Source organism: Stutzerimonas stutzeri (assembly GCF_009789555.1).
In the GTDB taxonomy this organism is placed as follows: Bacteria; Pseudomonadota; Gammaproteobacteria; order Pseudomonadales; family Pseudomonadaceae; genus Stutzerimonas; species Stutzerimonas stutzeri_R.
Genome location: NZ_CP046902.1, coordinates 1,988,566 through 2,005,744, shown reverse-complemented (window position 1 = coordinate 2,005,744; position 17,179 = coordinate 1,988,566). Strand labels below are relative to the sequence as shown.

At 62.4% G+C, this 17,179-nt stretch carries 14 protein-coding genes; 8 read left to right on the top strand and 6 right to left on the bottom strand.

The window, feature by feature from the left end; all coding sequences use genetic code 11:
- The first annotated feature begins 209 nt into the window (after positions 1–209).
- Entirely contained in the window at positions 210–1,670 is a 1,461-nt protein-coding gene (gene mltF / locus GQA94_RS09345) for a membrane-bound lytic murein transglycosylase MltF (RefSeq protein ID WP_158187754.1), read from the top strand.
- Between the two features lie 5 nt (positions 1,671–1,675).
- On the opposite strand, the gene ybaK is transcribed toward mltF, so the two are convergent.
- Both ybaK and metE read right to left on the bottom strand, forming a co-directional pair.
- Positions 1,676–2,146, bottom strand: coding sequence for a Cys-tRNA(Pro) deacylase (ybaK, locus tag GQA94_RS09340; protein ID WP_158187753.1), 471 nt, complete (start codon positions 2,144–2,146; stop codon positions 1,676–1,678).
- 131 nt (positions 2,147–2,277) lie between these two features.
- Positions 2,278–4,578, bottom strand: coding sequence for a 5-methyltetrahydropteroyltriglutamate--homocysteine S-methyltransferase (gene metE / locus GQA94_RS09335; protein WP_158187752.1), 2,301 nt, complete (start codon positions 4,576–4,578; stop codon positions 2,278–2,280).
- A 162-nt stretch (positions 4,579–4,740) separates the two neighbouring features.
- On the opposite strand from metE, the gene GQA94_RS09330 reads away from it, so the two are divergent.
- Positions 4,741–5,331, top strand: a complete 591-nt coding sequence (locus tag GQA94_RS09330) for an exopolysaccharide biosynthesis protein (RefSeq protein ID WP_158187751.1) — start codon at positions 4,741–4,743, stop codon at positions 5,329–5,331.
- 207 nt (positions 5,332–5,538) lie between these two features.
- Positions 5,539–6,465, top strand: a complete 927-nt coding sequence (gene metR, locus GQA94_RS09325) for a transcriptional regulator MetR (protein WP_158187750.1) — start codon at positions 5,539–5,541, stop codon at positions 6,463–6,465.
- A 7-nt stretch (positions 6,466–6,472) separates the two neighbouring features.
- On the opposite strand, the gene GQA94_RS09320 is transcribed toward metR, so the two are convergent.
- From GQA94_RS09320 to GQA94_RS09310, 3 genes are all read right to left on the bottom strand, one after another.
- A complete protein-coding gene (locus GQA94_RS09320; RefSeq protein ID WP_158187749.1) occupies positions 6,473–7,597 on the bottom strand; it encodes a GNAT family N-acetyltransferase in 1,125 nt (374 codons plus the stop codon).
- Between the two features lie 88 nt (positions 7,598–7,685).
- Positions 7,686–8,984: an OprO/OprP family phosphate-selective porin gene (locus tag GQA94_RS09315; RefSeq protein ID WP_158187748.1), complete on the bottom strand. Its 1,299-nt coding sequence runs from the start codon at positions 8,982–8,984 to the stop codon at positions 7,686–7,688.
- Positions 8,985–9,247: 263 nt separating this feature from the next.
- Positions 9,248–10,369 carry a beta-ketoacyl-ACP synthase III gene (locus tag GQA94_RS09310; protein ID WP_158187747.1) on the bottom strand — a complete coding sequence of 374 codons (1,122 nt, stop codon included), beginning with the start codon at positions 10,367–10,369 and terminating at the stop codon, positions 9,248–9,250.
- A 374-nt stretch (positions 10,370–10,743) separates the two neighbouring features.
- Here GQA94_RS09310 and GQA94_RS09305 point away from each other — a divergent pair, with 374 nt between their 5' ends.
- On the top strand, positions 10,744–11,277 hold the full coding sequence (locus GQA94_RS09305; RefSeq protein ID WP_158187746.1) for a hypothetical protein: 534 nt from the start codon (positions 10,744–10,746) through the stop codon (positions 11,275–11,277).
- Here the strand turns inward: GQA94_RS09305 and GQA94_RS09300 are convergent.
- Positions 11,274–11,486 (bottom strand): DUF3820 family protein, encoded by a 213-nt coding sequence (locus GQA94_RS09300; protein ID WP_158187745.1) that lies wholly within the window; start codon positions 11,484–11,486, stop codon positions 11,274–11,276. The genes GQA94_RS09305 and GQA94_RS09300 overlap by 4 nt on opposite strands.
- A 273-nt stretch (positions 11,487–11,759) precedes the next feature.
- Here GQA94_RS09300 and GQA94_RS09295 point away from each other — a divergent pair, with 273 nt between their 5' ends.
- From GQA94_RS09295 to GQA94_RS09280, 4 genes are all read left to right on the top strand, one after another.
- Positions 11,760–13,151 (top strand): cytochrome B6, encoded by a 1,392-nt coding sequence (locus GQA94_RS09295; RefSeq protein WP_158190069.1) that lies wholly within the window; start codon positions 11,760–11,762, stop codon positions 13,149–13,151.
- 136 nt (positions 13,152–13,287) lie between these two features.
- Positions 13,288–13,812, top strand: a complete 525-nt coding sequence (locus GQA94_RS09290) for an ankyrin repeat domain-containing protein (RefSeq protein WP_158187744.1) — start codon at positions 13,288–13,290, stop codon at positions 13,810–13,812.
- Between the two features lie 168 nt (positions 13,813–13,980).
- Positions 13,981–15,204, top strand: coding sequence for an MFS transporter (locus tag GQA94_RS09285; RefSeq protein ID WP_158187743.1), 1,224 nt, complete (start codon positions 13,981–13,983; stop codon positions 15,202–15,204).
- A 127-nt stretch (positions 15,205–15,331) separates the two neighbouring features.
- Positions 15,332–17,014, top strand: a complete 1,683-nt coding sequence (locus tag GQA94_RS09280; protein WP_158187742.1) for a methyl-accepting chemotaxis protein — start codon at positions 15,332–15,334, stop codon at positions 17,012–17,014.
- The last annotated feature ends 165 nt before the right edge of the window (positions 17,015–17,179 follow it).

The following is a 17,179-nucleotide window of genomic DNA, read 5'->3' as shown; positions in this document are numbered from 1 at the left end:
TCGCGAGTCGAGCTGGCCGCGAGGCCGGACGCGAGCATCGATCCCGGCCACAAGGGTCGGCGCACGTTTGCCGAACCAAGCGCCACCCGCGCCTGCGCCCGCAGAAGGCCAGCACCGGCGAATCAGCCAGGCGATTGCCGCTTCGCATAGCAAAGTCCGTCGATCCTGTCGAGATATGGTGGCGGTTCGCCTTTGCGTATACTGCGCCGATGTTTGCTCAAACTGCGTTCCGCAAGCGCTGCACCTCCTGGTTGCTGGCGACCGGACTCTTCCTGATGCTCAGCAGCTGCGCCGAACCGCCCAGCGCACTCGAGCGTATTAAGGAGGAAGGCGTACTGCGCGTGATCACCCGCAACAGCCCCTCCACCTACTTCCAGGATCGCAACGGCGAAGCCGGCTTCGAGTACGAACTGGTCAAGCGCTTCGCCGGCCATCTGGGCGTGGAGTTGCAGATCGAAACCGCGGACAACATCGACGACATCTTCACCCGCCTGAATCGCCCCGGCGGCCCGACCCTGGCAGCCGCCGGCCTGGTGGCGAGCGAGGGCCGCAAGGAGCTGGCACGCTTCACCCGGCCCTATCTGGACGTCACGACGCAGGTGGTCTACCGCCGCGGGCAACGCCGCCCGACCCAACCCGAGGATCTGGTCGGCAAGCGCATTCTGGTGCTCAAGGGCAGCAGTCAGGCGGAAAAGCTCAAGGCACTGCAGACCGAGCTGCCGGAGCTGCGCTATGAAGAATCCGACGCGGTAGAAGTGGTCGACCTGTTGCGCATGGTCGATGAGGGCCAGGTCGACCTGACCCTGGTCGAATCCAACGAACTGGCCCTCAACCAGGTTTACTTCACCAACGCGCGGGCCGCTTTCGACCTGGGTGAACAGAACAGCCTTTCATGGATCATCGGCAAGGGTGAAGACGACAGCGTACTCGAGGCCGCCAATGCGTTTCTCGATCAGGCGCGCGAAAACGGCACGCTGCAACGCTTGCGAGAGCGGTATTACGGCCACGTCGATGTGCTCGGTTACGTTGGCGCCTACGCGTTTGCCAAGCACCTGCAGCAACGGCTACCGCGCTACGAAAAGGTCTTTCGTGAAACGGCGAAGGTTCATGGCGTGGACTGGCGCCTGCTCGCCGCGATCGGCTACCAGGAGTCGCATTGGCAACCGGAAGCCACGTCGAAAACCGGCGTGCGTGGCCTGATGATGCTCACGCTCAATACCGCCAAGGCCATGGGCGTGACCAACCGCCTCGACCCGGTACAGAGCATTCAAGGCGGCGGGAAATACATTGCCCAAGTGCATGCCAATCTGCCGGACAGCATCGAGGAACCGGATCGCACCTGGTTCGCCCTGGCCGCCTACAATATCGGCGGCGGGCACCTCGAGGATGCACGCAAGCTGGCCGAGAGCGAAGGGCTGGATCCGAACAAGTGGCTCGATGTGAAGCAGATCCTGCCACGTCTGTCGCAGAAGCAGTGGTACACCAAAACCCGTTACGGTTACGCCCGTGGTGGCGAACCGGTGCATTTCGTGGCGAACATCCGCCGCTATTACGACATCCTGACCTGGGTGACCCAGCCGCAGATGGAAGGCCAGCAACTGGTGCATAACGAGTTTCACATCCCGGGCATCAACGCCACCGATCTTGGCGAAATCCTGCCGCCGCTCTGATCGGATCAGGAACGGCCGATCGGCGCGAAACAGCCGGCCGTGTGATCGGCCAGTACCTGCGCCGTCAGTTCGACTTCCAGCCCTCGCCGTCCGGCACTGACATAGATGCTCGGTTGCGCCTGGGCCGAATGGTCGATGAAGGTGCGCAAGCGCTTCTTCTGGCCCAGCGGACTGATCCCACCCACCAGATAGCCCGTGGCGCGCTGCGCCACCGTGGGGTCGGCCATCTCGGCCTTCTTGGCCCCCGCCGCCTGTGCCAGTGCCTTGAGATCGAGGGTACCGGCCACTGGCACCACGGCGACCAGCAGCTCGTTCTTCTCGCTACAGGCCAAAAGGGTCTTGAACACACGCGCCGGTTCCAGGCCGAGCTTTTCAGCCGCCTCGAGCCCATAGGATGCGGATTTCGGGTCGTGCTCGTAGCTGTGGATGCGGTGGTCGGCCTTGGCCTTTTTCAGCAGATCGATGGCAGGGGTCATAGCGGCACGGGTCGTTGGGCGAAGTCGGATACCTTAGCCAAAAACGCGGTGTTCGGCACGCCGCCGCTCGATCCACTCGTTGGCGACAGGCCAGGCGCTTCGCCAACACGCGCATGGCCGTACCGACTCGCTCAGGCGACCTTGGCCCGATGCGCCGCGCGCAACTGCCGCGCGGCCGCCACCATATTGACCAGCGCCGCCTCGGTTTCTGGCCAGCCGCGGGTCTTCAGGCCGCAGTCGGGGTTGACCCAAAGCCGCTGCGCGGGAATGCGCTCGCAGGCTCTTTCCAGCAGATGCACCATTTCCTGGGTATCGGGAATCCGTGGCGAATGAATGTCATACACCCCCGGACCGATATCGTTGGGGTAGTCGAAGGCGCGGAAGGCTTCGAGCAGCTCCATCTGCGAGCGCGAGGTCTCGATGGTAATGACGTCGGCATCCATCGCCGCGATGGACTCGATCACCGCGTTGAACTCGCTGTAGCACATGTGCGTATGGATCTGCGTTTCATCGCGTACGCCGCTGGCGCACAGGCGAAACGCTTCGACCGCCCAGTCGAGATAACCCTGCCACCGCGCGCGACGCAACGGTAGCCCTTCGCGGAACGCCGCCTCGTCGATCTGCACGATCCTGATGCCGGCCGCCTCCAGGTCGCACACCTCGTCCCGGATCGCCAGGGCCAACTGCCGCGCCTGTTGCTCGCTGCTGAGGTCCTCGCGCGTGAACGACCACATCAGCATGGTTACCGGGCCGGTGAGCATCCCTTTCATGACCTTGTCGGTCTGCTGTTGCGCGTAGCGAATCCATTCTACGGTCATGGGCGCCGGGCGGCTCAGGTCCCCATAGATGATCGCGGGTTTGACACAACGCGAGCCGTAGCTCTGCACCCAGCCGAAGCGGGTGAAGACGTAGCCGTCCAACTGCTCAGCGAAATATTCGACCATGTCGTTGCGCTCGGCCTCGCCGTGCACCAGCACATCCAGGCCCAACTGCTCCTGCACCGCTACCGCATGCCGAATTTCCGCCTGCATCGCCTCGGTGTACGCCGCCGGCGCCAAGGTGCCCTGCTTGAAGGCTTGGCGCGCCAGGCGAATGGCCGAGGTCTGTGGAAACGAGCCGATCGTGGTGGTCGGAAACGCAGGCAGATCCAGCCGGGCGCGTTGCTTTTCGATCCGCTCGGCGAACGGCGACTGACGTCGACCATGGCGTGGCTCGATGGCGGCCAGACGTGCTTGCACCTCAGGCCTGTGGATACGCGAGGATTGCGCTCGGCTGGCCTGGATGGATCGGCTTGCCTGCAACGCGTTCCGCACCCGGGCATCGTCAGGTGTATCCAGCGCACGCGCCAGCACCGAAACCTCGGCGCATTTCTGCACGGCGAAGGCGAGCCAGCTTTTGAGTTCGGCATCCAACCGGTCTTCCCGTGCCACATCCATCGGCGTGTGCAACAGCGAGCACGACGGCGCGACCCATAACCGCTCGCCAAGCCGCTCCTCGGCATGGCGCAGCAGGTCCAGCGCCTTGTCCAGATCGCAGCGCCAGACATTGCGACCGTTGACCAGTCCAAGGGAGAGAATCTTGTAAGTCGGCAGCCGATCGAGAATGACCGGATACTGCTCCGGGGCACGCACCAGATCGATATGCAGCCCCTCCACCGGCAGCGCGGCGGCTAGGCCGAGGTTGTCTTCCAGACCGCCAAAATAGGTCGCCACGAGCTTCTTCAGGGGCGCGCGCTGCAGCAGGTTATAGGCCCGTTCGAATGCGTTCTTCCAGTCCTGTGGCAGATCGAGCACGAGAATCGGCTCATCGATCTGTACCCACTCGACGCCCAGCGCGGCCAGCCGCTCGAGTACCTCGCCGTAAACGGGCAACAGCCGTTCGAGCAGCTCCAGCCTGTCGAACGCCGCGCCCTTGGCCTTGCCCTGCCAGAGATAGGTCAGCGGGCCGATCAATACGGGCTTGGTCGCGTAACCGAGCGCCTGGGCCTCCTCGACCTCTTCGAACAATTGGGTCCAGCACAGGCTGAAGGACTGGTCCTCGGTGAACTCGGGCACCAGATAGTGGTAATTGGTATCGAACCACTTGGTCATTTCCTGTGCCTGGCCGGTGCCGCAACAACCCTTGCTGACGCCGCGCGCCATGGCGAACAACGTATCCAGTGTCGGTACGCCGTCGGCCGGACGAAACCGCTCCGGCACCACGCCGAACATGAGCGAATGGGTCAATACCTGGTCGTACCAGGCAAAATCACCCACCGGCAGCAGCTCGATGCCGGCGTCTGCCTGCAGCTTCCAATGGGCGGCGCGCAGTTCCCGGCCGACACGACGCAACGCCTGCTCATCCAGATTGCCGTTCCAGTACGCTTCGAGCGCTTTCTTCAGTTCTCGGTTGGCGCCGATACGCGGAAATCCCAAACAATGGGCCACAGCCATAACATTCTCCAATTCGTCCCGCATTTCGATGACGTGGAGTCTGGGCGCCGACGGCGAATGAAACAAACTCATCAATTTTAAGTTGGTCGTTAATATTATTCATATTGGACATTTCGTTCGGATTGGGCCTCTAACAACCCAGACGTAGCGAGTGAGGTACCAATGACCGGCGAAGACGAACCGCAAGATCTCAGGTCCCTTCTGGACCTGCTCGCCCAGGCGGGCGAGCCCGGCGAGGCAGTCACCATCCAGAGCATGCTGGAGGCGACCGGCCAACGTAGCTTTGGGGCCTTGCTGCTGGTTCCCGGGTTGTTGGTGTTTTCGCCGTTGTCGGGCATTCCCGGCCTGCCCAGCTTCTTCGCCGTGATGGTGGCGCTGATCGCGCTCCAGTTGCTGATTGGCCGCAAGCATTTCTGGCTGCCCCAATGGTTGCTTCGACGTTGCGCATCGCGCAGCAAGTACGATCGCGCGATCGCGTTCCTGAAGCGGCCGGCGCGCTGGGTCGATCGCCTGATACGGCATCGCCTGACCTTTCTCACCGAAGGCTTCGCGATACGCATTAACGCGCTGGTCTGCCTGTTGATCGCGGGCACCATGCCCCCGCTCGAACTGATCCCGTTCGGCAACTCCACGGCCGGTGCTGCCCTGAGCTTTCTCGGGCTGGGCATGATGGCGCGCGATGGCGCGCTGGTGGTCGTCGCGCTGCTGTTTCTCGGCGTGCTGGGCTATTTGATCAGCCGCATCTGGATGTAACAGGCGCCCTGCCCGTGCGTGCGTTGTCGGCAACCCACGGCAGGTCGGTGGCTTCGCAGCCAGCCACTCGACTCGACTCGACAAGGGCCCCTGCACTGGAACACACTTTGCCTTCACAATGAACAGTCTTCACGTCGCCGATTGTTACCCAAGTACGATGGTTCTCGGAGTCAGGAGCGAAACCCCACAGGGCAGGAAGGGCGCAGCATGTTGGAAATTCGTCACCTGAAAACGCTTCATGCGCTACGCGAAACCGACAGCCTCGTCGAAGCAGCCGAGCGTCTGCATCTGACCCAGTCAGCGCTGTCTCACCAGTTCAAGGAACTGGAAGAACGCCTGGGTCTGCAATTATTCGTGCGCAAGACCCGCCCGGTGCGCTTCACCAGCGCCGGTTTGCGCTTGTTGCAGCTGGCAGACAGCCTGTTGCCGCAACTGCGCGGCGCCGAGCGCGACCTGGCCAGGCTGGCCGGAGGCACGGCGGGGCGCCTGCACATGGCCATCGAGTGCCATAGCTGCTTCCAGTGGCTGATGCCGACGATCGATCAGTTCCGCGACGCCTGGCCGGAAGTGGAACTCGATCTCGCCTCGGGTTTCTCGTTCGCGCCGCTGCCGGCACTGGCCCGGGGAGATCTGGACTTGGTAGTAACGTCCGATCCGGTCGACTTGCCCGGCATCACGTATGTCCCGTTGTTCACCTATGAGGCGCTGCTGGCGGTCGCCAACCAACACCCCCTGGCCACCCGGCCCCATGTGCGTGCCGAGGATCTGGCCGGCGAAACCCTGATCACCTATCCGGTGGAGCGCGACCGACTGGACATCTTTACGCGATTCCTGGAACCGGCGGACGTCGAGCCGGCTCAGGTCCGCACCTCGGAATTGACGGTGATGATGATGCAGTTGGTGGCCTCGGGTCGCGGCGTCTGTTGTGTGCCGAACTGGGCCCTGCACGAATACAGCGCGCGCGGCTATGTCACGGCCAAGCGCCTGGGTGAAAAAGGCCTGTTCGCGACCCTGTTCGCCGGCATTCGCGCCGACATGCTGGATTCGCCGTTCATGCGTGATTTTTTGCTGACCGCCAAGGACACCTCGTTCGCCACCCTCGAAGGCGTCAGCGCGGCGCCGAAACCAAAATAACCACCGATCAATCCTGTCGATAGGGCAGCGCGTCCCGCGCCGCCTCGGCATAGCGCAACACGCCCAGCCGCTCCTGCTCGAGGAAATCGCTCACCGCGGCGCGCAGTCCCGGATGCGCAAGATAATGCCAGGACCGGGTGATCACCGGCTCGAAGCCACGGATGAGCTTGTGTTCGCCCTGCGCTCCGGCATCGAAACGAGACAGCCCAGCGGCGATGGCCTGGTCGATACCCTGGTAGAAACAGGTCTCGAAGTGCAACCGATCGAACTCGGCGAGGCAGCCCCAATAGCGGCCATAGAGTCCGTTCGCGTCGACCAGGCTGAACGCCATGGCCACCGGACGCCCACCCTGCCGGGCCAGCACGACGCGGATCGCTTCGGGCATGCGCTCGGCGAGCAGACTGAAAAAACCACGCGTCAGATAGGGCGCCTGCCCACGCACGTGGTAGGTGTTGGCATAGCAGGCGTAGACGAAATCCCACTCGGCCTCTGTGAGCTGATGGCCTTCGCGCCGATCGAACCCGATCCCCTGCCCCGCCACTTGCTCACGCTCTTTGCGAAGTTGCTTGCGCTTTCGCGAGGTGAGGCCATCCAGAAAATCTTGAAAATCGCGATAACCTCGGTTGTGCCAGTGAAACTGGCACCCTAGGCGCTCCAGCCAACCGTCCCGTTCATGGAACACCGCATCGGCGTCCGCCTCGGTGAAATTGACGTGCAGACTGGACTGACCCTGCTCGACGAGCCCGTCCGTGAGGTGATCGAGCAATCGACCCGCCGCCTGTAGATCGCCCAGCAGGCGCGCGCCGGTTACCGGAGAGAACGGCACAGCACAGAGCAGCTTGGGGTAATACTCGATCCCGGCACGATGGCAAGCATCCGCCCAGGCCCAGTCAAACACGTATTCACCGCTGGAATGCGTCTTGCGATACACCGGTAGCGCGGCGATGACACCCTGCGCATCGCTGAACAGCTGATGGTGCGGACGCCAGCCGCTGCGGCCTCCCACGCTGCCGCTGTCCTCCAGTGCAGCGAGGAAGGCATGCCGGACGAAAGGCTGCGGATTTTCACCGAGCAGGCTATCCCAACGGGTGGGCGCGATCTCGGCGAGGCTGGAAAGAGTCTGGATAGGCATACGCGCCAGTCTGGCGGCTAAACCGAACGAAAAAAAGCCCCATGAGCATGGGGCTTGAAAGGAGCATCACGGATGAAACGGTGTTGCGTTAGAACACGTACTGGGCGCGGAAGACCATGCCGTCGCCGTCGTCATCGCCGTTGGCGTTGAGGGCGTTGTCGACTTTGGCTTTCACGTAGTAGCCGCTGAGTTTGACGTTCTCGTTGGCGTACCAGTTCAAGCCGATGTTATGCACCTTGCCTTCGACGTCGGCGGTGGGGTCGATGCCCACGTTGCCATCTTCGGCCTCGATGTTGTCGTAGCGATAGAAGACTTCCCATGCGCCGAGCTGCTTGTTCTCGGGCTTGAGCGAATCAAAGCGGCCCAGCTTGTAGCCACGCGATTCGCCGGTCAGGGTGTAAGCCACCTGAGCGTAGTAGCCCTTCGCTTCGAGGTCATCGTAGGCAACCGAGTCGGACTCGAGCTTGCGCTTGATGTACTCGCCCTGAACCGACAGCGGCCCCATCGCCCAAGCGGCTTCCAGACCCCAGGCGGTATCGTCGCCGTAGGAGCCGGCCGGTGCGCCGTTGGCGCCGCCGAGCAGCAGGCGGTTACCGTTGGTCCCGGCATCGTTGCCACCGCCGGTGCTTACACCACGCATGCCCAGACGGCTACGGATGCGCGAGTCGACAGCCGTGTCATCCAGGTTGCGTTGAGCGAAGTTCACACCGAAATGCAGGACGTTGCCCGCTTCGTGCATTGGCGCGAACACACCACGCAGGTTGACCTGCTTGACGCTCTCGCCGTTTTCATCGTTCTGGTCCTTGGCGTGCAGCCCGGCAGAGCCGTACAGCGACGGGCCCATGGTGCCGTTGACTTGAATACCCAGGCCGTTCTGGTGGCCGTTGGCCCAATCGACCAGATCGTAGGCGGCGTTACGCTCCTGGGCGGTTACCCATTTGGAGCTGGTGGCTTTTTCCAGACCGAAATCGGGGTCGAAGCGACCCATTTTGATGTTGATCGGGTTGAAGCCGGAATACTGGATGGACGCTTCGTCCCAGTAGCCGTCTTCGCTGCTGCCGGCGTTATGGGCGAAATCGTAGTTGAACTGGTATTTCCAGTCCTGGTAGGCCACGCCACCGACTTCCAGGAAGGCGCGGCGGAAGTAGGCGGCGTCGGCGTTATCGCCGTTCTGGGTGTAGAAGCCATCGAAGGTGCTGTAGTCGGCCTGCAGGCGGCCACCGATCTTGAAGCTGAACTGCTTGTCCGTCGTGGCGACTTCCAGGCCACCCTTGGTCTTGACTACGATGTCAGCGCCGTCAGTGGTAACGGTACCGGCGAAAGCCTGGGCGGAAACGGCCAGAGCAAGGGCGCTGGCGGCGAAACCGGCGAAGTGCTTACGGATCATCGAAAATTCCCCTTTTGGTTTAGCGTTGGAAAACACACAGGTGTTGGCGCTTTGTGCTGCCGGCATCTTGGCCAGGCTGTGTGTCAGACAAGTGGCTGTTCCATAAACCTTTTATGACAAAGGGAACTTAAAAGACCTTGAGTTATCGCGGTTTGTGCGTTTCTTGAACACCGGATCTTCGAAGGCCCGGCGCTTCGCACTGAACGCGCGGGCACAAAAAAGGTCGGATCGATGTCCGCCCTGGTTGTCGAGCCGCGCGTGGATCAGCGCTTTCGCAGAATCACGCTGCCGATCGAATAGCCTGCGCCGAACGAGCTCAGCACGCCCAGGCTGCCGGCAGGCAAATCGTCCTGGTGCTTGTGAAAAGCAATCACCGAACCCGCCGAACTGGTATTGGCGTAGGTGTCGAGAATCACCGGCGCCTCTTCGGGGCTGGCGTCGCGGCCGAGCAGCTTGCGCACGATCAGGTGATTCATGTTCAGGTTGGCCTGGTGCAGCCAGAAGCGCTTGACCGAGGCGACCTCGATATCGTTTTCCTTGAGATGTTCGCCGATCAGCTCGGCCACCATCGGGCAGACTTCCTTGAAGACCTTGCGGCCTTCCTGCACGAACAGTTTGTCCGGGTTGGTCATGTACTCCTCGGCCGTGCGGTTGAGGAAGCCGAAATTGTTGCGGATGTTGTTGGAGAACTCGGTCGCCAGGCGGGTGCTGACGATATCCCACTGGTGCTCTGAACTCGCCAGATCGGCACGCTCGATGATCACTGCGGTGCAAGCGTCACCGAAGATGAAATGACTGTCGCGGTCGCGGAAATTCATGTGGCCGGTGCAGATTTCCGGATTGACCATCAGGATCGCCCGCGCCTGCCCCAGTTGCACCGCGTTGGCTGCATTCTGGATGCCGAACGTGGCCGACGAACAGGCCACGTTCATGTCGAAGCCGAAGCCCTTGATGCCCAGGGCCGCCTGCACTTCGATGGCAATGGCCGGGTATGCACGCTGCAGGTTGGAGCAGGCCACGATCACGCCGTCGATGTCGGCTGCGGTCTTGCCTGCGCGCTCCAGCGCCTGTTGCGCCGCCTTGACCGACATTTCACAGAGGATCGACCATTCCTCGTTGCTGCGCTCGGGAATGCGCGGAACCATGCGATCAGGGTCGAGAATGCCGGCCTTGTCAGTGACGAAACGGCTCTTGATGCCCGACGCCTTCTCGATGAAAGCGGAACTCGACTCTGGCACCGGTTGAACCTCGCCCGCCTCGATGGCGGTGGCGTGTTCGGCGTTGAAACGGCGTGAGTAGGTATTGAAGGACTCAACCAGCTCGTCGTTCGAAATGCTGTTGGCAGGGGTATAAAGGCCGGTACCGCTGATGACGACGTTATGCACAGTCGTTCCTCTTGAATATTGGCTGATCGTTGTCGGGCGCTGGAACGGAGCGAGGCCGGCTGCGCCGTTTCGCCATCGTTCATGCCGTCTCTGTTTATGACGCTATTGTGCATGAAAAGCTGAAAGAATCCGTAACATTGCGCAGATTAGAAGATCGGAAATCAATCCGCACGACGCGATGACCGGTGACCGCCCGGTCGGAACATGAAGAAGGGATCGCTCGACGGCCCGTCACGGCCCCACAGCCCTGGTGCCGATGAACGGCGACCGTTATTCAGGCGCGCGCCTGCCCATCAGGCGGAAGGTGAAACCCGCGCGGGTGCGCACCGCAGCGCTCGTTGGTTATGCTTGCGCATTACATTGCAGGATTGGCCATGAACGACTCACTCATCGAACTGCTCACGCGGGTCAGCTCAGGCTGCATGTCTGAGCAGGACATCATCCGGATCGCCCACGAAGCGGCGCAGGCCTACGCCGATCCCGAGGGGTTTCTGCAGGCCAACCCGGACATCAATTACGACGAGGATTTCCCCATTCCGCTGGGCGAATGGGTGGTCGTCGGCAGCCTGCCGGATACCGTGCTGTTCCAGGCGGACGACTACCAGGCGCTGTTCGACCAGATCGTCGCCTCTTTCGGTCCGTCGGTGCAGTTCGTACTCAAACCCAAGCAACTGGCAAAAACCGAACCGCTCAAGGCGCTCAACCGTATCCAGACGCAACTTGGCAGCCTCTATCCGGAGAAAGGCGGTTATGTGCTGGTGGACTTCAGCGAGCCGTTGGACGACGAGTTGCAAGCGGTACTCGTCTATGCCAGCGATCTTGACCGCGTGCTGGCACTGGCGGTCGAGATCGGCATCTACGCAGCGCCCGCGCTACGTACGATGCAGGCCGCTCAGGGCGAGGGCTAACGCCGACGCAGCGGATCGAGCAAAGGCGACAATCCGTTGTGGTCGATTTCCTGCATCAGCGCAAGCAACTGCCCGATCTCGCCGGGCGGAAAACCGACCCGTGCAAACCAGTTCAGGTAGTTGCCAGGCAAGTCCGCGATCAGACGGCCCTTGTATTTGCCATAGGGCATCGTCTGGGTCACCAGGCGGTCGAGGTCTTCGGGCTTCATGGGTGCTTTTTTAGCGAAAGGACAACCCATACTGCCATAGGCCGCGGGCTGCGACAGCCCGTGTCCGCCGGATCGATTCGGCATAAAACGCTCACCTGCTCGGCTCGCAAACGTCATAAGCGGGTCTGTGCCTGCCCGCGCAGGCCGCGGCATCGCTGAGCAAGCGCTGCCATTAGAAACGTCCTATCACCGCCATAGCCTGGACCTATTAGGCAAACGGCGCCGTTGCGGCTAGGCCTTTGTATACCTGTTGGCCCTTCAGGAATAACCATGATGAACGCCGCCCTGACCCGCTCGTGCCTGGCCGTCGCGCTCGGCACCGTTACGTTGGCAACAAGCCTCAAAGCCGCCGAAGCGGACAAACCGACCAGCTACAGTCCCGTGGTGATAACCGAGACGGTCGACGCGATCATGCAGCGCATGTCGGCAGACAAACCGGGCATCATCGAAAAACACATGGCGCTGCTCAGGGAGCGCTACGACCTCAGTGACAAGCCGGCCGAAGGCGTCACCATGGCGCGCGGCAAGCCGATACAAACCGGCGTCCGGGTCAAGCTGGCTGAAGGCAGCTGGGATGAACTGGCGCAACTGAGCCCTGAGCAGATCCGTCAGCAGAAACGATTCCCTGCCGGATTCATGCCGCTGCCCCACCCGAACCATCCGGAAGGCGGAATGGTCTTTCCGCAGTTCCACATCGACGAAGTCAACCGGATCGAAGGCCGCGATCTGACCCGCTTCGACCTTGATTTCGATCTGCCGGACCATCTCCTCCCGGAATTTCCGGCGCCAATCTATCTCACCACCCGGCCTGACCTGGGCGACGTTTCACAAGGCAAGCTGGTGAACATCCGCAACTATTTCGAACTGTTCAATGGCATCCTCAACCCCAAGCAACTGGAAGGCTTGCGTCTGCTCGTCACGACCTTCCCGCAGCAGCAATTCAACGCCACCGACGACCGGCGCAGCGAGCATCCGCACACCGGTGTCGCCTGCCTGGACTGCCATGCCAACGGCCACACCAACGCAGCGACGCATCTGGCAGGCGACGTACGCCCGCAGAAGTTTCGCCACCGCATCGACACACCGACATTGCGTGGCGTGAACGTGCAGCAGATCTTCGGCTCCCAGCGCGCGCTGAAGACAGTGGAAGATTTCACCGAGTTCGAGCAACGCGCGGCCTACTTCGATGGCGATATCGTCATGGCAGCGAAGAAAGGCGTGAACGTACTGGAACGCGGCAGTCAGGTGCACTTCATGGGCGAGTTCCAGGCGTTGCTCGACTTCCCGCCGGCCCCGAAACTCAACGTCGAAGGCCGGCTCGACCGCGCGCGCGCCAGCGAGCAGGAGTTGCGTGGCGAAGCGATATTCCATGGCAAGGGCGCTTGCGCGGGCTGCCACGTCCCGCCTTATTACACCGACCACCTGATGCATAACCTGCAGACCGAGCGTTTTTACGAACCGCAGGAATACAACGGCGTCATGGCCGTGGGCGACGGGCCGATCAAGACCTTCCCGTTGCGGGGTATCAAGGATTCGCCGCCCTACCTGCACGATGGACGCCTGCTGACGCTTGAAGACACCGTCGAGTTCTTCAATCTGGTCCTGCAGCGTGGCCTCACCCAGGAAGAAAAGACCGATCTGGTGGCGTTCCTGCGTACGCTCTGACCGGTCGAAGTGCCGATAAAGACCGGCTATACGACGCATAGGTGTTGTCATGGCGCCTTTTGCCCCATTGCTTGTCACAATGGGGCATACGCTGGCAAACGACTGCCGATGCCCGCCACGATCAAGGAGCTTCTCGATGACACAGCCTTCGCAACCCAAACCCGAACTGGACGATGCCGCCCTGGCCTTCGCCGAGCAGGTATTCGACTGTGCTCGCAACGGCGATGCGGCGCGCCTGGCCGATCTGCTCGGTCGCGGTTTGCCGGCCAACATCCGTAACCACAATGGCGACAGCCTGTTGATGCTCGCGGCCTATCACGGCCATCTGGACGCGTCTCGCGTCCTGCTGGACAACGGCGCCGATCCCGAGCTGCGCAACAACAAGGGCCAGACTCCGCTGGCAGGCGCTGCGTTCAAAGGGGACCTGGCCATGATCGAGCTGTTGATCGAACAGGGCGCAGACGTGGAAGGCGCGTCGCCGGATGGCAAAACCGCGTTGATGATGGCCGCGATGTTCAACCGCACCGCGATCGTCGAATACCTGATTGCCCATGGCGCCAACCCGCACGCCGCCGATAGCAACGGCGCCACCCCACTCGCCGCCGCGGCGTTGATGGGCGCCACTGACACGCATGCGCTGCTGAGCAGACTCGGGGACTGACAGCCGCGGAGCGCTGTTCGCCGCGCGCTGCGAGCGCACCGTTCTGGCTGGTTGAACCATCAGGTCATCGACCGATCTGTGAGCTTGGGCCGAAAGCGGACACCCTTTCCCTCGAGGCCATCTGCGTGGATAATCCCGCGCTTTTTTCCCCACGCTCCGAGGCAGACCATGACGGCGCACCCCTCTCCGCCGACGCAGCGCTTTTCGCCGCGCGCCATCCTGTTGATAGAACTGGCGTTGGCCATGGGCGGTTTCGCCATCGGCACCGGCGAATTCGCCATCATGGGCTTGATGCCCAATGTGGCGCAGGGCCTGGGCGTCACCGAACCTCAGGTCGGCCACGTAATCAGCACCTACGCCCTGGGTGTGGTGGTCGGCGCGCCGTTGCTGGCCATCATCGGCTCACGGCTGTTTCGCCGGCACCTGTTATTGCTGCTGATGAGCTTCTTCGCCCTGGGCAACTTCGCCAGCGCTTTCGCCCCGGACTACCACTCGCTGATGCTGTTCCGCTTCGTCGCGGGCCTGCCCCACGGCGCCTACTTCGGCGTGGCGATGCTGGTCGCCGCCTCGATGGTGCCACCGGATCAACGCGCCAAGGCCGTCAGCCGCGTACTGGCTGGGCTGACCATCGCCATGCTGATCGGCAACCCCACCGCCACCTGGCTCGGGCAATGGCTGAGTTGGCGCTGGGCGTTCGGGCTGGTGGGGTTGATCGCCTTGTTGACCGTCGTACTGGTGGCCTTTTTCCTGCCGCTCGATCGTAACGAGCCGCGCAACGATCCGATGCGCGAGTTGCGCGACTTCAACCGCAAGCCGGTGTGGCTGGCACTGGCCATCAGCTCGGTCGGTTTCGCCGGCATGTTCTGCGTGTTCAGTTATCTGGCACCTACGCTGCTGCAAGTCACAGGCGTTGGCGAACATTGGATTCCCGTTGCGCTGGCCGCCTTCGGCCTGGGTGGAATCATTGGCAACCTGTTCGGGGGCTGGCTGTTCGATCGGCTGGGCTTCAAGGCGATCGCCTGGCTGTTGCTGTGGAGCATCGCGGTCCTGTTGCTTTTCCCGTTCGCCGCCCACTCGCTGTGGTCTATTCTGCCGGCGGCGTTCGCCGTGGGTACCATGGTCTCGCTGTCGCCGGCACTGCAGACGCACCTGATGGATGTCGCTGCCGATGCGCAGACGCTGGCCGCGGCGTCCAACCATTCGGCGTTCAACGTCGCTAATGCGCTCGGCCCATGGCTTGGCGGACTGGCCATCAGCGCCGGCCTGGGCTGGACCTCCACCGGATACATCGGCGCCGCAACCGGTGCGGTCGGCCTGCTGGTGTTCTGGTGGGCCTGGACCACTCAGGACGACTCAGCGAACGCCCGAACCCCGGCGCCCGCCTGCGATTGAGCCGAACGCGATGGGGCCGCGCTGCGGCCCGGCTGTCCGGCCATGCGAAATATCTCCATCACTGCGCTAAATTATTCTCGTCAACGGCCGCTTTATAGAATCTTGATTTCCAAATTGGCCGTTACCGATGCACCTCTCCCTGAAACAGAAGATGATTCTCCTGGCCTTGTTGCCGGTATTGCTGCTTGCGTTGGTGTTGTGCGGCGGGACAGCCAAGATCCTCGCCGACCGTGCCGAAACCGAGATCGCCAATCGGCGTGAACAGCTGATGGCCCAGAGCCAGAAGGAATTGAAAGGTTACGTCGAGGTGGCACTCGCTGCCATTTCGGACCTCTACGAGCATTCCCCCAACGGGGACATGGCCGCTCGTGCCGAAGCCATCAAGCGCCTGTCACGCATCACCTTCGGTGACGACGGCTATTTCTATGGGCACGACTCGAACATCATTCGGCTGTTTCGCGGCACCAACCCGGACGGCGTCGGTACCAGCATGAAGGATCGCCGCGATCAGCAAGGCATGCTGATCAATACCGAACTGGTGCGCGCCGCGAAAGACGGCAGCCATTACCTGCAGTATTTTTCATCGATGCCGGGCAAGGACCACGTGCTGCTGCCCAAACTGTCTTACAACCACTACTTGCCGAAGTGGGACCTGGCCATCGGCACGTCGATCAACATCGACAGCATCGACGCCGAATTGGCACAGATTCAGGCACAGATCGAGGAACGCATCGAAGCCATCGTGACCAGCACGCTGGTACTGGCCGCGATCATGCTGGCCGTACTCGGCCTCGTCGGGCTGACGCTGAGCAATTCGATCGTGCGTCCGATCCAGCGTATCAAGGACAACCTCGACGACATCGCCGCCGGCGATGGCGACCTGACCCACCGGTTGCAGATCACCAGCCGGGACGAAGTCGGCGAACTGGCGTCTTCGTTCAACCGCTTCGTCGAGAAGATCCACGGCATGGTGGCGCAGATGGTCGAGGTGACGAGCCAACTGACCGAGCTGGTTGGCGAGGTCGCCGCGCAAGCACGACGCTCCGAAATCGCGATGCAGCAGCAGCGACACGAAACCGATCAGGTCGCGACCGCCATCAACGAAATGTCCGCCGCAGCGCAGGAAGTGGCGCAGAGCGCGCAGAACGCTGCCAATGCGGCCCAGCAGACCGACCAGGAAGGCCAGGACGCCAAGCGAGTCGTCGATGGCAGCGTCGAGCGCATCCATGCGCTGGTGCGAGACATCCGTGATAGCGGCGCCTCCATCGACACCCTGCGCAAGGACGTGGATTCGATCATCAATGTGCTGGGCGTAATCCGTTCGATCGCCGACCAGACCAACCTGCTCGCCCTCAACGCGGCCATCGAAGCGGCACGTGCCGGCGAGGCTGGGCGCGGGTTCGCGGTGGTGGCGGACGAGGTTCGCGCGCTGGCCAGTCGGACTCAACAGAGCACCCAGGAAATTCAGGGCATGATCGACCGGCTGGAACACGGCACGCAGAGCGCCGTCGATGCCATGGCACGCTCCAGCGAAGCAGGTGAAAGCAGCAGCGAACAGGCCACTCGCGCCGGCGTTTCGCTGGATGCCATCGCACAGCTGATCGGCACCATCAACGCCATGAACGCTCAGATCGCCAGCGCCGCCGAAGAACAGACCTCGGTCGCCGAAGAAATCAACCGCAGCGTGCACCAGATCGCCATGTCGGTCGATCAGGTCGCCGACGAGACCCAGCAAGGCGCGCAGACGGCACGCAACCTGGAACAGCTGGGCCAACGCCTCGGCGCGCTGGTCAAACAGTTCCGTATCTGACCGACGATCCGCGTTCGCCACGCCAGCAGGTACGGGCCAGGCGCGCCCACGAAGCGGCCGTCGCCCGGCAGGTTGCCGAGGGCCGACGGCCCGCCGTGCAATATGAGGTAACCAGCCGGTCGTCGGCAGCCCTTGCAGACGGGGCGGTCAGCCGTCCCAATGAGC

Excerpts from the sequence above, each read along its gene's own strand:
- mltF (WP_158187754.1), top strand. The coding sequence starts at position 210 with ATGTTTGCTCAAACTGCGTTCCGCAAGCGCTGCACCTCCTGGTTGCTG.
- ybaK (WP_158187753.1), bottom strand. The coding sequence starts at position 2,146 with ATGACCCCTGCCATCGATCTGCTGAAAAAGGCCAAGGCCGACCACCGC.
- metE (WP_158187752.1), bottom strand. The coding sequence starts at position 4,578 with ATGGCTGTGGCCCATTGTTTGGGATTTCCGCGTATCGGCGCCAACCGA.
- GQA94_RS09330 (WP_158187751.1), top strand. The coding sequence starts at position 4,741 with ATGACCGGCGAAGACGAACCGCAAGATCTCAGGTCCCTTCTGGACCTG.
- metR (WP_158187750.1), top strand. The coding sequence starts at position 5,539 with ATGTTGGAAATTCGTCACCTGAAAACGCTTCATGCGCTACGCGAAACC.
- GQA94_RS09320 (WP_158187749.1), bottom strand. The coding sequence starts at position 7,597 with ATGCCTATCCAGACTCTTTCCAGCCTCGCCGAGATCGCGCCCACCCGT.
- GQA94_RS09315 (WP_158187748.1), bottom strand. The coding sequence starts at position 8,984 with ATGATCCGTAAGCACTTCGCCGGTTTCGCCGCCAGCGCCCTTGCTCTG.
- GQA94_RS09305 (WP_158187746.1), top strand. The coding sequence starts at position 10,744 with ATGAACGACTCACTCATCGAACTGCTCACGCGGGTCAGCTCAGGCTGC.
- GQA94_RS09300 (WP_158187745.1), bottom strand. The coding sequence starts at position 11,486 with ATGAAGCCCGAAGACCTCGACCGCCTGGTGACCCAGACGATGCCCTAT.
- GQA94_RS09295 (WP_158190069.1), top strand. The coding sequence starts at position 11,760 with ATGAACGCCGCCCTGACCCGCTCGTGCCTGGCCGTCGCGCTCGGCACC.
- GQA94_RS09290 (WP_158187744.1), top strand. The coding sequence starts at position 13,288 with ATGACACAGCCTTCGCAACCCAAACCCGAACTGGACGATGCCGCCCTG.
- GQA94_RS09285 (WP_158187743.1), top strand. The coding sequence starts at position 13,981 with ATGACGGCGCACCCCTCTCCGCCGACGCAGCGCTTTTCGCCGCGCGCC.
- GQA94_RS09280 (WP_158187742.1), top strand. The coding sequence starts at position 15,332 with ATGCACCTCTCCCTGAAACAGAAGATGATTCTCCTGGCCTTGTTGCCG.